At 36.0% G+C, this 16,058-nt stretch carries 9 protein-coding genes; 6 read left to right on the forward strand and 3 right to left on the reverse strand.

Annotated features, from left to right (window positions below; translation table 11 throughout):
* Positions 1–123 precede the first annotated feature (123 nt).
* From ACTB0X_RS07870 to ACTB0X_RS07880, 3 genes are read left to right on the forward strand one after another with little or no spacing between them, the layout of a single operon-like run.
* Positions 124–1,200, forward strand: a complete 1,077-nt coding sequence (locus tag ACTB0X_RS07870; RefSeq protein WP_463024647.1) for a putative type IX sorting system protein PorV2 — start codon at positions 124–126, stop codon at positions 1,198–1,200.
* Complete coding sequence (gene porU2 / locus ACTB0X_RS07875; RefSeq protein ID WP_463024452.1) at positions 1,200–6,188, forward strand: putative type IX secretion system sortase PorU2; 4,989 nt, start codon at positions 1,200–1,202, stop codon at positions 6,186–6,188. Before ACTB0X_RS07870 ends, porU2 begins: the two co-directional genes overlap by 1 nt.
* A gap of 48 nt (positions 6,189–6,236) precedes the next feature.
* Complete coding sequence (locus ACTB0X_RS07880) at positions 6,237–7,127, forward strand: hypothetical protein (RefSeq protein WP_463024453.1); 891 nt, start codon at positions 6,237–6,239, stop codon at positions 7,125–7,127.
* A gap of 72 nt (positions 7,128–7,199) precedes the next feature.
* Here the strand turns inward: ACTB0X_RS07880 and ACTB0X_RS07885 are convergent, their stop codons facing one another.
* Positions 7,200–8,828, reverse strand: a complete 1,629-nt coding sequence (locus tag ACTB0X_RS07885) for an endonuclease (protein ID WP_463024454.1) — start codon at positions 8,826–8,828, stop codon at positions 7,200–7,202.
* 62 nt (positions 8,829–8,890) lie between these two features.
* On the opposite strand from ACTB0X_RS07885, the gene lnt reads away from it, so the two are divergent.
* From lnt to hemH, 3 genes are all read left to right on the forward strand, one after another.
* Positions 8,891–10,495 carry an apolipoprotein N-acyltransferase gene (lnt, locus tag ACTB0X_RS07890; protein ID WP_463024455.1) on the forward strand — a complete coding sequence of 535 codons (1,605 nt, stop codon included), beginning with the start codon at positions 8,891–8,893 and terminating at the stop codon, positions 10,493–10,495.
* A 101-nt stretch (positions 10,496–10,596) separates the two neighbouring features.
* The gene (gene lpdA, locus ACTB0X_RS07895; protein ID WP_463024456.1) at positions 10,597–11,994 is read left to right on the forward strand and encodes a dihydrolipoyl dehydrogenase; all 1,398 of its coding nucleotides are present in this window, start codon (positions 10,597–10,599) and stop codon (positions 11,992–11,994) included.
* 81 nt (positions 11,995–12,075) lie between these two features.
* Positions 12,076–13,089 (forward strand): ferrochelatase, encoded by a 1,014-nt coding sequence (gene hemH, locus ACTB0X_RS07900; protein ID WP_463024457.1) that lies wholly within the window; start codon positions 12,076–12,078, stop codon positions 13,087–13,089.
* A 12-nt stretch (positions 13,090–13,101) separates the two neighbouring features.
* Here the strand turns inward: hemH and ACTB0X_RS07905 are convergent, their stop codons facing one another.
* Complete coding sequence (locus tag ACTB0X_RS07905; RefSeq protein WP_463024458.1) at positions 13,102–14,832, reverse strand: hypothetical protein; 1,731 nt, start codon at positions 14,830–14,832, stop codon at positions 13,102–13,104.
* Positions 14,833–15,027: 195 nt separating this feature from the next.
* Complete coding sequence (locus ACTB0X_RS07910; protein WP_463024459.1) at positions 15,028–15,912, reverse strand: lysophospholipid acyltransferase family protein; 885 nt, start codon at positions 15,910–15,912, stop codon at positions 15,028–15,030.
* Positions 15,913–16,058: the final 146 nt, after the last annotated feature.

A 16,058-nucleotide genomic window follows, 5' to 3' on the forward strand; every position in this document is an offset into this window, starting at 1 on the left:
GCCATATAATAACTAATTAACGAATAAAAGAAAGCCGATTCATAGAAATACTTATTTTTGAGTAATAAAATGATGAATTTGCTGTTATACAGCATTCAATTGTTTTACCACTTTACTAAGTCTATGAATAACAAAGTTTCTTTAATTATAGCCGCATTCATCTTATCATCTGGCCTTTATGCCCAAACTAGAAAATACAGTAATGAATTTTTGAATATTGGTGTAGGAGCTAGAGCCTTAGGAATGTCAAATGCATTTACAGCACGAGTGAATGATGTAACCGCAGGATATTGGAATCCGGCAGGGTTAACTCAAATGGAGGGTGATTTTCAAGTAGGACTTATGCACTCAGAATATTTTGCGGGAATAGCGAAGTATGATTACGGTGGCTTCGCTACACGAATTGATGAGAAAAGTGTTTTAGGTGTTTCTGTGCTGCGTTTTGCAGTAGACGATATTCCGAATACTACCCAATTGATTGATCAAAATGGGAATGTGAACTATGCAAATATCAAATCATTTACGGCAGCAGATTATGCCTTTTTGATTTCTTATGCGAGAGAAATGGGCATCACCGGTTTGAGCTTGGGTGGAAATGTGAAAGTGATTTATAGAAATGTTGGTGATTTTGCCAACGCCTATGGTTTTGGACTTGATTTTTCAGCGATCTATAAAAAGGATAATTGGGCTTTTTCAGCAGTGGGAAAAGATATCACAAGCACATTTAATGCTTGGAGCTATACATTAGACGATCAAACAGAGGAAGTTTTTATAGCTACTGGTAACGATTTGCCAGAGAATGGGCTTGAAATTACTTTACCACAATTAATTTTAGGAGCTGGACGATTAATCAACTTTGGTGAAAAATTTTCTGCTTTTACTGAGTTAGATTTAGGGGTCACTTTTGATGGAGAAAGAAATGATTTGATTAGTTCTGATCCCATCTCGATTAGTCCTAGATTTGGATTGGAATTGGCTTACCAGCAATTTATATTTTTAAGGGGTGGTATCGGAAATTTTCAAAAAGAACAAACGGTGTTGGGTGTAAGTCAAACTACTTTCCAACCCAACTTTGGAGTAGGAGTGAAATTTAAAGGATTTTCTATCGATTACGCATTGACTGATATCGGAGACCAATCCGCATCATTGTATTCTAACGTATTTTCTTTGCGAATAGATTTGAATAAAAAGGGTAGCTAGTGAAAAGAATTTTACTGTTTTGTATATTCATTTTTTCAATTACAAATATCATTGCTCAGTCTTTCGGCAATGAATGGATCAACTATAACCAAAAATATTACGAATTTAAAATAACTACCGACGGTGTTTATAGAATCACTTATGCCGATTTAGTAAGTGCTGGTGTGCCTATTAATTCGATCAATCCGAAAAATATTCAGTTGTTTGGCAGAGGAGTTGAAATTCCATTGTTCATAAATGGAGAATCCGATAATTCATTTAACACCGCAGATTATATTGAATTCTTAGCACAAAAAAATGATGGTTGGCTCGATTCCAACTTGTATAATGGATTAAGAAATCAACCCAATCCCTACTATAGCTTAATTACTGATACTGCTTCCTACTTTTTGACTTGGAATACGAGTACAACCAATTCTAGGTATCAAATTGAATCAGACAATAACTTTACTGGATATTCTCCAATTACCTCTTTTAAGGTAGAAAAACGAACGACATTTAGTACCAGCTATTTCGATGGAGAAACGGTGCAAGGTGATTTAACTAGTCCGCGATATGTTCCTACTGAAGGGTGGATGAGCCGAGTAATTAGCAATTCAGGTCAGAAAATTTTTAATACTGCTATCAATAGTGAAAAAGCAGCTCCAAATGGTTTGGCAAGAATAGAATTTGTAGTGACGGGACAATCTAATTTTGGTCCTATCCAGAATGGAGATCACCACTTGGAGGTATCTTTCGCCAATCAAGTTTACGATACTACATTTGAAGGCTATCGCTTAATTCGAAAAGTTCAAACTGTTTCAACTACGGACTTAAACCAAACTTCTACAGCTTTTTCATTTAAACAAATTGATGATTTGGGAGCAGGAAGCGACCGAATGGCAATCGGTTTTGTAAATATTTACTATGATCATTTACCTGATGCTGAGGGTGAGGCGATCTTTGAATTTGATGTAAAGGATGCTGTTGGTGCTTCAAAAAGCTATTTGAGATTGACCAACTTTGCTGGTTCTACGAACAATTATATTTTCGATCGAACCAATAAAAAAAGAATTTCTATCACCCAAGTGGGCAATGAATACCGAAGTTTAATTCCCAATGGAGGCTTAAAAAAATGTGTGGTATTTTCTGAGAATGCCATACAATCTGTTGGTGCAATCCGCCCTGCGGGTGAAAATGGATTCTTCAATAACTATTTTGCCTTGATTCCTGATTCTGCTTATTTAATGGTTAGTAACTCGGAGTTAGCAAATGAAGTTTTCAATTATTTCAATTATCGACAATCTAAAAACTTTAGACCTTTTGTAGTAGATGTGAATCAGTTGTACAAACAATACGGTTATGGGATTTCTCAACATCCATTGGCCATTCGGAATTTTATGAATGAGTTGATTGTCAAGAAAAATGCTCCACCAAAGTTTTTATATTTTATTGGAAAATCAATCAGAGCCAAATTTGTAAGAGGCAAACCATCGCTTTATAGCTCTAATTTGGTGCCGACAATTGGTAACCCATCAACTGACAATTTATTTACTTCTGGATTGGGGAGTAGTGGTTTTGAAGTAGCCATTCCAACAGGAAGGATATCTGTGAGAAACAATTCAGAATTAAAATCCTACTTAAATAAAGTCATAGAGTATGAATCAGCTGCGACAGCAAGTTGGATGAAGAATGCACTGCATTTTGTTGGTGGAACTAGTTTATTTGAAACGCAACAACTGGAAAATTATATGATCCAGTACGCGAATACATTTACTGATGTAAAAATTGGAGGAAAGGTCAGCACGTTTAAAAAAACAACGTCAGCGCCTATCCAAACGACATTGTCAGATTCTATTCAAAATTTGATCAATACTGGAGCAAGCTTAATGACTTTCTTTGGTCATGCCTCCAATACAGGTGGTTTTGATATTAATATTGATGAGCCTCAAAATCTAAAAAACAAGGGGAAGTATCCATTTATACTGGGCAATGCTTGTTATACCGGAGATGTACATCAAGAAGGAAATTTGAGTACTTCAGAGGATTTTGTTTTAATAGCAGATAAAGGAGCAATAGGGTTTATTGCAACAGTAGATTTAAGTTACTCGTCTAGTTTAAATGTTTTTTCTAGCGAGTTTTATCAACAATTCTCTGATAAGAATTATGGAAAAAGTATGGCTTATTGCATGCAACAAGCCGTAAAGTTAGTTGGCCCTACTTCTGATCCAAGTTTAGAAAGTGTATTGTTAGAAATGAGTTTGCAAGGAGATCCTGCTTTGGTGATGAATTCTCCTATCAAACCTGATTTTAGAATTTCAAGATCTAGTGTTTCATTTAATCCACGTGAAGTGACTACTGAAGTCGACTCTTTTGTAGTAAATATCCTGTTGGAGAATATTGGTAAAGCCATTACTGATTCATTAACCATAGAGGTAAATAGAAAGTTTCCTGGAACAAAAGGGGATACTTCCTATATTTTCAAGATTGAACCACTGTTGTTTAAAGCTAATTTTAGTTTAAAAATTCCGGTGAGTGTTTTAAAAGGGGTCGGAGAAAATCAGTTTACGGTAATCTTGGATCGATACAACGAAATTGATGAGTTAAGTGAAATAAACAATCAGGCTTCTGTTAGTTTAATTATTCGGTCAGGCGATTTAATACCTATCTATCCATATAACTATGCGGTTGTTCCTAAACAAGGAATTACTTTAAAAGCTTCTACTGCATTCGCTTTTGAAACAGGTAAAAACTACTTGATTGAAATTGATGTAAATTCAGATTTTAATAGTCCTGCTAGGCAATCAACTTCAGTTTTCTCAACTGGTGGAGTGATAGAATGGTCGCCTCAATTATTGTCTAATATGCCTGATAGCGCTGTTTATTTTTGGAGGGTGAGTAGAACTCCTGACAATCTTGGTCGATACTTTTGGAAAACTTTTTCTTTTCAGTACATAAAAGATAAAAGGGGTTGGGGGCAAGATCATTTTGATCAATTGAAAGTGAATGATTTTCAATTTATGAATCCAAATATTACGACAAAGCAGTTTGATTTTGTGGATAATGTTCGCCAGTTGTCATGTGTAAATATTGGGAATCCTGCAACTACAAGTATTCTTGGGAATATTAAATATTCTGTTGATAGTGAAACGAGGGAGAAGAATGGATGCACAATAACTCCAACATTTATGGTTGTGGTTTTAGATTCTTTGTCCTTTGACTCATGGGAAACACCATTTAATAGACAAAATGCGAATAGAAATTATGGGCAAGCCAATATCAATGGAAGTTGTCGTTCTCGTTCTGAGGCATATTTTATGTTTAGAGCTAATTCTCCATCTCAGTTGCAGTCGATGCGTAAGATGCTGTTAGATAGTGTTCCAAATGGAAATTATATTTTAGTTTATTCCTGGTATAATATAAAATATTCAGACATAAATGTTAGTAATCCTGCCATTATGCAGACATTTTCAGCATTGGGAGCAACTAAAGTGACTGGGATCTCTGATTCTATTCCATTTATTTTTGCCGTGAAAAAAGGAAAGCCTTCAACCGTGAAAGAAGTTGTAGGTGACAGTGTCAATCAGCAAATAGAATTGAAGATGACACTTACTGCAAGCTCTACTTTTGGTGATTTAACATCAAAAATTGTAGGGCCAGCAATGGCATGGGACAGCATAGTTTGGGTCACTAAAAGTTTGGAACTAAATTCTCGTGATAGTTCTGCTTTAACAGTGAGTTCATTGGTAAATGCAGAATCAAGTGGGGTTGAAATTTTTTCAAATCTTCCAAAATCGATGAGAAGATTTGATGTGAGTGGCGCAATTGATGCTGGAACTGCTCCTTTTTTACGCATGCAAATGTCAGCGAGTGATGTTCAATTCCAAACTCCCCCACAGTTGGATTTATGGCACGTATATTATGAGCCAGTTCCTGAATTGGCTTTAAACGCTAATGTGTTTTTTGATGTAAATAAAGATACTTTATTGGAAGGAGAAACTTTTAAGTTGTCTGTTAATGTGTCAAATATTAGTGAATTCGATATGGACAGCGTTTTAGTGAATTATCAATTGGTAAATGCTCAAAATAGATTTATTCCACTGCCTTCTGTTCGAATAAAACCATTGGTTGCTGGAGAATCTTATCAGTTATCAGTGGAGGTTCCAACATTAGGCTTTTCAGGGAATAATACCTTGTTAATTGATGTAAACCCTTTGGACGATCAGCCTGAACAGTTTCATTTCAATAATATTGGACAATACGGATTTTATGTGTTAAAGGATAATATCAATCCATTGATGGATGTTACTTTTGATGGAAGACGAATCATAAATGGAGAGTTAATCGGGCCTGAACCAGAAATAGTGATTCAATTGTCAGATGAGAATAAATATTTATTGTTGAACGATACTGCCGATTTTGCAATTTATTTGAAAACTCCAAATCAGAATGAAAAACGGGTCTATTTTGGATTGCAGAGTGACGGTTCTCAAATGGATTTTAGAGAAGGAACTTTGCCACAAAACAAAGCCAAAATTGTCTATCGTCCGAAACTTTATGAAGATGGAACATATCAATTAAGAGCTCAAGCAAACGATAAAAGTGGAAACCTTTCAGGAAGTAGTGATTATTTAATCACTTTTGAAATTGAAACCAAAGCCTCTATTTCTAGATTAATGAATTACCCAAATCCATTTACAACTTCAACTCGATTTGTATTCACTTTAAGTGGAACAAGAATTCCTGATTTTATGCAGATTCAAATCATGACCATTACTGGAAAAATAGTTAAGGAGATTGATTTGGCAGAATTGGGTTCTATTCACATTGGTCAAAACATGACAGATTATGCTTGGGATGGAACTGATGAGTTTGGTGATAGATTAGCAAATGGTGTTTATTTGTATCGAGTGAGAACAAATTTAGATGGTCAATCTATTGAACATCGCGATTCTGGTGCTGATAAATATTTTAAAGCAGACTTTGGTAAAATGTACCTAATGAGATAATTTTATCCCATTTTTATCGTTTATTCAAAAATAAATTATTCTAAATGTATGAAATTAAGAAGTGGGTTAATTAGCATTTCTCTCCTGTCCATTCTTTCAAGCACAGCTCAAGAAAGTGACAAAACTAAATTAGTGTTCAATGGGATTTCCTTCTCCACGGGTGCATTGGTGCACCAAGGAAATGTCGGATCAATTTCAGATTTTAAAAAGCTTGCAAAAGAGTCTAAATTGCTAGAAGAGGATTTTTCGAGTTACGAAAATAATGCCCTTTTTTATAATGGAGAATCAGGTTCTATCGGAGGAATTCATACTTACTTTAAGTTTGTTAATCCAACGAAAGTGGATCAAAAGGTATTTTCGTCAATGCGAATAGGTGTTTCCTTTACAGATACACGAAAATTATCCAGAAGCTACAGTAAGTCGGATAAATTTAGAGTGGATACTTTAATTTCTAATCAAACTGGTCAAGAGTATTATATTGATTCTACTGCTACCAAAAGTATTTATTTGGATTATGGTCAGTCGCAAGTGTTTTTGAGTGCTGCTTATTTTTTAAGCTCAAACCCTGAAGATCGGTGGTCTTTTTATTCTGGAATTGGATTAATGGCTGGGTTTTCAATCGACTCTTACACATATATTTCTAAATCAAATAGCAGTTATGTGGACAATTTAAGATACGGAGAAGATAGACATTCATCTGATTATGATTTGAAGTCGGAAGACGAATATTATAAGAACGACAATAGCTTTTCTTTAATCGCATCACTTCCAATTGGTATAGATTTTAGAGTAGGGAATAAAAGAAGGTTTTGGAGCAACAGTCATTTGGCTGCAGAATTTCAGCCAAGTCTCTATTTTTATTCCATTCCTGAACTTGATCTAAATACTGTAACTACTGCAGGAATTTGGGGGTTGACGTATAAATATATGTTCAGGTAATATAAAATAATGGTAACAAAAAAAGGAGCTTCAAATTTTGAAGCTCCTTTTTTGTTTTATTGCTGTATTGAGTTATTTCATTATTTTTTTAAGAATCCGCTCATTACCATTGGTCAATTCTAATAAATAAACACCTTCTGGCAATTCAGTCGTGTTAATCTGAATACTTCCGTTGTTATTGATTTGATCAATCGCTGTTGGCTGTCCCAATAGGTTGTACAACTTTACATCTAATTTGCCATTGTATGAACTATTAATGTTTAATTGGTTATTCATTGGGTTAGGGAAAATGCTGATGCTTTCGTTTAAAGAAATTTCTCCTAAAGAGGTTACAACATTTGCTGTGATTGGAACAATGATTGAACCTTGTGATCCCGGAAGACCAGTGTTAAATGATAAGGTCTCAGTTAATGCACCAAAAGTATTTGCGGTAAGCTTAATTGGAAATACAAAAGCCTCACCTTCGTTTAACGTTGCTGATGTTCCGATCGCTGGTGAAAAACTTAAATCAGTTGTGTTAGACAAAGTAATGTTGGTCAAATTTAACGTCGTATTTCCTGTATTTACGATGATGTAGTTGAATAACGTATCCGTATTAACTGTACCAAAACTAATGGTTGGTTGAGTAATGTCTATGCTATTAATAGTAGGTGCAGAAGAATTAGTTACAAAGTTGGTGATTCGATCTACCAATTGAGGATAATCAGTAAAGGGGTTTCTATTTCCTTGTACTGCAAATACGTCGTCATTTCTTCTTTGTTCAATGGCATCAGGTGCAAAAGTAGCATGCCATTGCTTTAAGATGTTTTCCTGAGAGGTGAAATGGTTTCCATAATTCTGATACCTTAAAACAAAATACAGCAATGCTCTAGCTGTGGTTCCTTTTTGAGCGTCTCGTGGTTCAAACATGGAACTGTTGTAAAAAGATCCTCCTCCTGTCGCGGTTCCATTTGTTACTACTCCAAATGGGTTGTTTCCTCTGTTTCCATTTGAGGTGTTTGTTGTTGGGAAAAGATGGTGTAAGTCACTTTTCATTGGTTCTGCTGAGTTAAATTGACTTTGCGGATAAGTATGCTCAGTGTTGAATTGCGGAGAACCGTTTTGTGCTGCAGAACGATTACTATAGCCTGTTATTTTAGTTCCGGTATAGATACACTCTAACGTGTTTACCGTCGCATTTTGTCCATTTGTTTTTTCGTTATCGATGGTCATAAACATGGCATCTCTAGCAGAGTTATATCCTAAGGAAATATAACCTTGACCTAATCTTGTTTTTAATGCTGTCTTCAATGCCTCTTCTGATGTGTTTTCAGTAGTAGAATAATAGGTTTTAGAATATGTTCCTTGACCCATTAAATCAACTCTTGTAAAACCACTGTTAGCTGTATGTTTGATAATCATTTCAGAGTTGTGCAGAATGTTGTGTTTTGGGCTGAATCTTACCCAGACTACTTTGTTCCCATTGGCTGCAATGGTAAAACTGCTTTCACTTACTGAAAAAGGTGTCGTGTTATACGTATTGTAAAATTTGATCTGATTAACAGTAACTGGAGCAGACGAAGTGTTCGTAATTGTTAGTTGAAGGCTGTCTATAGAAATCTCATTGACAGTTCCAAAATTCAGTTGAGACTGATTAACGGTTAATACTTGTGCAGTTGAAAAAAAAGGAATACAAATCGCAAGGAGTAATAATTGTTTCATTTTGTTATTTTAATTTACTGCAAAAGTAAATATTTATAACTTTACAAAACTTCAAAAGCCAAATGACAAAGATTAAGAATACGTTACTATCGATATTAAGCGGCTTATTATTGGCATTCGCTTGGCCGGAAACTCCTGGAATAACTTTTTTGATATTTTTCGCTTTTGTTCCATTGTTGATTATGGAGCACAATCTATCACAGAGTTCGGAAAATAAGTCTGTAGCCATTTTTGGACAAAGTTATCTTGCCTTTTTTATCTTTAATCTCATTACCACTTGGTGGATTTATTATGCCTCTTTACCTGGCGCAATAATGGCAATTGTATTCAATTCATTTTTCATGGCGGCTGTGTTTTTCTTTTTCCATTTGGTGAAGAAAAGAGTGGGTAAAAAAGAAGGGTACATTGGGTTGGTTATTTTATGGATTGCATTTGAGTATTTGCACTTAAACTGGGAATTGTCTTGGTCGTGGTTGACTTTTGGAAATGCGTTTGCCAATACTCCCAACTGGATTCAGTGGTATGAATACACCGGTCATTTAGGAGGTTCATTATGGATTTTGGTAGTGAATTTATTGGTGTTTTTTGTATTTAGAAACATTGCTATTTTAAAGCAAAACATGATGCAGCAAATTGGAGTCATTGCGCTGTTATTACTTGTTTTAATTGGTCCAATGTTCTGGTCGCTTCAATTGTATGACAACTATGAAGAAAAGGTAGATTCCGTTGAGGTGGTTGTTGTTCAGCCCAATGTAGATCCTTACAACGAGAAGTTTGGCGGGATTTCAGAGTCGGATCAAATCGATCGAATTTTTGAGTTGGCTGAACGAGAAGTTGATGAAAATACCGATTACATCGTAGCTCCTGAAACATCATTTCCTGCGAATTATTGGGAACATGAGTTGGACTTTATATATGGAACTGAGCGCGCCCGAGAAACCATTAAAAGATTCCCACAAGTTACTTTTGTAGGAGGCTTGTCAACAGCAAGATTATATACTGAAGGCGAAGAGTATCCTTTCACTGCAAGAAGTTTTGGTAAAGGCAGCCCCGGAATGTATGACATTTACAATGCAGCATTGCAAATTGACAGTACGCCACAGATTCCATTGCACCGAAAATCTAAATTAGTATTAGGTGTAGAAAAGCTGCCTTTTCGGAAGTATTTAGGTTTTATTGATAAATTCTCAATTAAGTTGGGAGGAGCTACAGGTTCTCTAGGATATCAGGAACATCCGACGAACTTTGAAAGTTCAGAACACACCGTTATAGCCCCTGTAATTTGTTATGAATCTGTCTACCCAGAATATGTTGGAGAATACATTAGTCAGGGTGCAGAACTGATTTTTATTATCACGAATGATGGTTGGTGGGAAAATACAGCCGGATACAAGCAACACATGGCGTATGCCCGCATATTGGCGATTTCATATAGAAGAAGTATTGCAAGAAGCGCCAATACAGGCATTTCAGCATTTATCAATCAGAAAGGGGAAGTATTTCAAAAAACTGCTTGGTGGGAACAAGCAGTGATAAAAGCACAGTTAAATAAGAACGATACAATTACCGTTTATGCAGACTATGGCGACTTGATTGGCAGGTCTGCTGCGTTTGTTGCCCCTTTATTATTGCTGTTGGCTTTTGTACGAAAGCTTAGCGTGAAATAAGACCTGAATTAAAGAATGATTCAATTGAACTTTCATTAATTTTGCAATTCAATTGAATCGAAGAATATAATTTATAGAAATCTAATTTCAATATAGAAAAAATGGAAAAGTACGATGTAGCAATAATTGGATCAGGACCTGGTGGATATGTATGTGCCATAAGATGTGCACAACTAGGTATGAAAACAGCACTCATCGAAAAATATGATTCGTTAGGTGGAACATGCTTAAATGTGGGATGTATTCCATCAAAAGCATTGTTGGACTCATCAGAGCACTATCACCAAGCAAAACACCAATTCGAAGAGCATGGAATTGGCTTGAAAGATCTAAAAGTAGATTTCAAACAAATGATTGCTCGTAAGAGAGGAGTAGTTGAGCAAACTGTTGGTGGCATCGACTTTTTAATGAAGAAGAATAAAATTGATGTCATTCACGGTACAGGTTCATTGGAGAGCAATACAGTGATTAATATTGAAGGGAAAGAAGCAAAAAAGATCGAAGCAAAGAAAATTGTTATTGCAACAGGTTCTAAGCCTGGTTCACTCCCATTTATCGAATTAGACAAAGAGCGAGTGATTACCTCTACAGAAGCATTGGAGTTGAAAGAAATTCCAAAAAAGATGGTCGTTATCGGTGGTGGAGTTATCGGATTGGAATTAGGTTCTGTATATGCACGATTAGGAACAGAAGTCTCTGTTGTTGAATACATGGACGGAATTATTCCTACTATGGATAAAACCATGGGTAAGGAATTGCTGAAGTCAATGAAGAAAATCGGAGTAGAATTCTACTTGAGCCATAAAGTGAAATCTGTAAAGAACGAAGGTAAATCAGTAACCGTAAAAGCAGACAATAAGAAAGGCGAAGAAGTAACTTTAGAAGCAGATTATTGCTTGGTTTCTGTTGGTCGAATTCCTTACACTAAAGGTTTAGGATTAGATAAAGCAGGTGTAAAAGTAGACGATAGAGGGAGAGTAGAAGTAGACGGACACTTAAAAACCAATGTAGAGAATATCTATGCGATTGGTGATGTGGTGAAGGGTGCAATGTTGGCGCACAAAGCGGAAGAAGAGGGAATGTATGTCGCTGAGCACATGAATGGAGAGCACCCACACATTGATTATAACTTAATCCCCGGAGTAGTTTATACATGGCCAGAAGTTGCCAGTGTTGGACAAACCGAAGAACAATTGAAAGAAGCAAAAATAGAATACAAAGTAGGTTCATTTCCTTTCAAAGCAAGCGGAAGAGCAAGAGCAAGTATGGATTTGGATGGTTTGGTGAAAGTATTGGCCGATAAAACGACTGATGAAATTTTAGGAGTTCACATGGTAGGGCCACGTGCTGCAGATATGATTGCAGAGGCAGTTGTAGCTATGGAATATAGAGCTACAGCTGAAGACATAGCTAGAATGAGTCATGCTCACCCTACTTTTACAGAAGCTTTAAAAGAAGCGGCTTTGGCAGCTACTGATAATAGAGCAATACACATTTAAGAGAACTATTTTTCTATAAGAATGTTTGAAAAGCGTTGTGAGTGAGAATTTGCAACGCTTTCAATTTATAAAAAAGAGAAGATGGATAAAACAGGAGTATTGGTGGTTAATTTGGGAACACCAGATAGCCCAAAAGTGAAAGATGTTCGACCGTATTTGAGGGAATTTTTAAATGATCCAAGGGTAATTGATATTCCTTGGTTGGCTCGTAAAATTCTAGTGAACTTGATCATAGTGCCCTTCCGTTCGTTTAGTTCCTCTAAGATTTACAAGCAATTGTGGACAGAAAAAGGTTCGCCATTGTTAATTTATGGAGAGGAAGTAAAAGAAATGCTTCAAGATAAATTGGGCGATCAATTTGGTGTTCACTTGGCCATGCGGTATAAAAATCCAAGTATGGATGATGTAATGGCAGAGATGCGTTTGCAGAATTATACCAAGATTATTGTATTTCCAATGTTTCCTCATTATGCTTCTGCAAGCACAGGTTCTGCCATAGAAAAGGCGATGAAAATTATGAGTAAGTGGTGGGTCATTCCTGAGGTGACGTTCATCAGTCAGTATTGGGATCACCCTGGGTTTATCAATGCTTGCGTGGAGCGTGCAAAGCAATATGATTTAAATGAATACGAGCACTTTCTATTCTCCTACCACGGGGTTCCAGAAAGACATGTGGATAAGGTGTATTTGGATGGTTCTCCATGTGCGGATCACAATTGCGAGAACGAGCTGACAGACACGAATAAGTATTGCTACAAAGCGACTTGTTTTGCGACTACTCGATTAATTGCTGAGCGACTAGGTATTCCTGAAGACAAGTATACCGTTGCTTTTCAATCGAGACTTGACAATAAGTGGCTGACTCCATTCTCCGATAAAGTGATTGAAGAAAAAGCAAAGGCTGGTACAAAAAAGATGTTGGCCTTTAGTCCAGCATTTGTGGCTGACTGTTTGGAAACGACGGTTGAAATAGGAATAGAATACCAAGAAATTTGGGAAGAACATGGCGGCGAAACACTGCAATTGGTGGAGAGCTTAAATGCACATCCAGTTTGGGTAGATGCTATAAAGGACATGATTTTAAAGCGAGTTTAATACTCGCTTTTTTTATTCTCCAATTGACCATATTTTATCAAAGCCCAATTCTTGTTCTTTCCTCTGAAGAGCTTGCAGCATGTATTCAATGTTTGCAATTAACTCATCTACATTTAAAATCTGAACCAAATAATTTGGATCCGATTTTATTTTTTCCTCATTGTATGGAACTCCTTCATTAAAGGAGATAAACCCTTCTGCATAGGTGCCTTCTTTAAAATTTTTGGTTTCATCCATTCCTTTAATTGAGAAGTTAACTCTTGGCAATAAAACCAATTTGTCATCTTTATTAGCGCCCACATCAAATGTTATATTTATGGAAACTAAACCATCTAGGTTTAAATCTTTCATTAGAAGTACAGAAGTAGTCTCAGAAGTTTGACTAGAGCTTCGGTTGGCCCACATTTCGCCAAAAGAAGTTGGGGTAGTGAATATTGTGTTGCGATAGCTTTTGCTTACTCCTTTCTCATTTATTACATTGTTTCCTGCAAAAAAAGCAGAATAATTCTTGTTGGCAGTAACAATATCCACGTTTTCACTAGTAACCGAGAAATTTTTTGAAATCATTGCATTAAATTTTTTGTAGAACGCATCCATTGCATTTTCCCAATAACTCTCAGGAAGTTGCGGGAATTGGTAAGTAGTTGTTCTAGTCCAAGTACTTGTTGAGGTAGTTCCTAGAGAATATGAGGTACTTGAACCACTGGTTGTTTCTTTTTTATAAGTTCGTCCTGAAATACTTAAAGATGCTAAACCAAATTTTGAGGCTCTTGAAAATGGTATTCCGTTGGTAGCGTTAGGCTTATAAATAGAGTAACCCAATTTATCTTTGTATTTTCCTGAAAACTTAACTTCTGTAATTACTCCATCTTCTTGTTTTCCTTTAACAACCACTTGCATTGGTCCATAAGCTATTGATTTAAAGGTAGCCTTTTGGGCATTTCCTGTTTTATTCTCCGCTTTAATTTCGCTGTTTTCCGTAATCTTTTCTCGTGTTACAATTAAGTATGAAAGGCCTTTTTCAAATTGACCAGTTCCTAGTTTCCCAGTAAATTCCATATTGCTAAAACTTTCTTTTGGAATAGTAACTTCTTTGTCGGTTGCTTTAAACTCAGCAAAGTTATTTAAAGCAACTGCACCTGCAACTCCGGAAATCAGACCCACCCTAATGGTAGTGCCTTCAGAACCTGCAGGGTGTGAAACCTTAATTTTAAAATCTTCTTTAAGATCTATAATGGGTAAAATAGTTTCTCCATTTATGGAAATAATTTCAATTCCAGGAACTGGGGTAAGTGTAAAACTTGCTTTATCACCCGTTACCGTAGTTACATTAATAGTTTTGTCTGAGCTTAAAGGTTCGTCGAAAACTTTAGCATAACTCCCAAGCCCAACATACTCCATTTCGTCATCATCACATTTCACATCTCCCTCTACTTTAAGCATCCCCATTCCATCATTTTTCATGAAAGTAATGGACATGATGTGAGAGCCTTCTTTAGAACCTTCTGGAAAATATTTAGCTTCTGATGTTCCTGCATCAGGATTATATAGGCCTGTAATTAAGGAAATGGTTGGAGAGGTTAAGGATAAGTCTTCTGTTTTGCCAGTCATTAAGTTACCGGCAAGTCCACCTATTTTTTCTCTCAATTTTAATTCAGGCATTTTAAATTTCTTTTTTTCTTGAGAAATCCCTTGAATTGAGAAAGCCATTAATATCAATAATGAGCAGGTAATTTTTTTCATGACCGACGAGTTTTGTTTTAACTAAATTGTCGGTGTAAACTTATAGTGTTTAAAATGGCATTGCTATAGGGTAATGAACGTATATCCGCAAATTTTGATATGTAACAGATTTTTAGGTAGTTGAAGTTCGTTGAACGTAAAAATGTAGCGACGTTGCATGCAACGTCGCTACATTTTTACGGAATTAAAATTTCACTAATCATTCATCACTTCACCTTCAGGACGGGTATGTTTCCATCGTTTGTGGCTCCACAACCAATAAGCAGGTTCTTTGATGATTTCAGCTTCTAGCATTCTAGTGTGCGCTTTTGTAATTGCCCCATACGCCATTTTGCTAGCGTCATCACAAATAGTTTGGTAAGAGATTTTGAAATGACCTCTTTTTAATCGGAAGATGTGGCCATAAACCACAGCGCAATGGTGAGTCACGGCAAATTTTTCTGCACCGAATTGAACTCCTGTTTCTTGATTTAAGAAATTCATCCAATAGGCTCGTTGCGTTTTTCTAGGTGATTGATCGGAGCCGAAAATGACCATCACATTTTCAGTCTTTTCTTTTTCCATCAAATCCTTCACTTCGCTGCTAGGGAGTAAGTTCAATCCAAATCTAGAACGACTTGCTTTTACTTTTTTGTCGAAAAATTTATTCAATAAAGGCGTAAAAAGTGCGATGGGTTTGATATTAATTGTAGGTCCAACAGCAACTGCAAAGAGCTCCCAGTTTCCGTAATGCCCACCAACTAATACCACATCTTTTCCTTGATTGCCAAAGTTGTTGATGATCTCCACGTTTTCAGAACCCATTCTCTTCTGAGCCTCTTTGGAAGAAATGCTAAACCCTTTAATACTTTCTAAAATTAAATCACAGAAATGGCGGTAAAATTTAAACATGATGGCTTTTACCTCTTTCGGGCTTTTCTCAGGAAATGAGCGTTGAATGTTTCCAAAAACCACTTTTTTTCGATAGCCGATAAGGAAATAGATGACTACAAAAATGAAATCTGAAATTCGATAGATCACCCAGAAGGGCAATAACGAAATCGGTTTGATTACTAAATAATAAAGCAGTTTGCTAAGCATTCCTATGGTGTTAAAGGATTAAGCCAACAAATCTAATCTAAATTGATTAGTTGTTCTTCATTTCAATCCCAATTTATACCATTTAAAAAGGATTGTTGGATGAATTTAGAACCAATAGCTTTCAATTGATGTTTTATCATTGCATA

It is taken from the genome of Acidiluteibacter sp., assembly GCF_055129545.1.

Bases quoted from the DNA above. Each gene is read 5' to 3' on its own strand.
- ACTB0X_RS07870 (WP_463024647.1), top strand. From the start codon at position 124: ATGAATAACAAAGTTTCTTTAATTATAGCCGCATTCATCTTATCATCT.
- ACTB0X_RS07880 (WP_463024453.1), top strand. From the start codon at position 6,237: ATGAAATTAAGAAGTGGGTTAATTAGCATTTCTCTCCTGTCCATTCTT.
- ACTB0X_RS07885 (WP_463024454.1), bottom strand. From the start codon at position 8,828: ATGAAACAATTATTACTCCTTGCGATTTGTATTCCTTTTTTTTCAACT.
- lnt (WP_463024455.1), top strand. From the start codon at position 8,891: ATGACAAAGATTAAGAATACGTTACTATCGATATTAAGCGGCTTATTA.
- lpdA (WP_463024456.1), top strand. From the start codon at position 10,597: ATGGAAAAGTACGATGTAGCAATAATTGGATCAGGACCTGGTGGATAT.
- hemH (WP_463024457.1), top strand. From the start codon at position 12,076: ATGGATAAAACAGGAGTATTGGTGGTTAATTTGGGAACACCAGATAGC.
- ACTB0X_RS07905 (WP_463024458.1), bottom strand. From the start codon at position 14,832: ATGAAAAAAATTACCTGCTCATTATTGATATTAATGGCTTTCTCAATT.
- ACTB0X_RS07910 (WP_463024459.1), bottom strand. From the start codon at position 15,912: ATGCTTAGCAAACTGCTTTATTATTTAGTAATCAAACCGATTTCGTTA.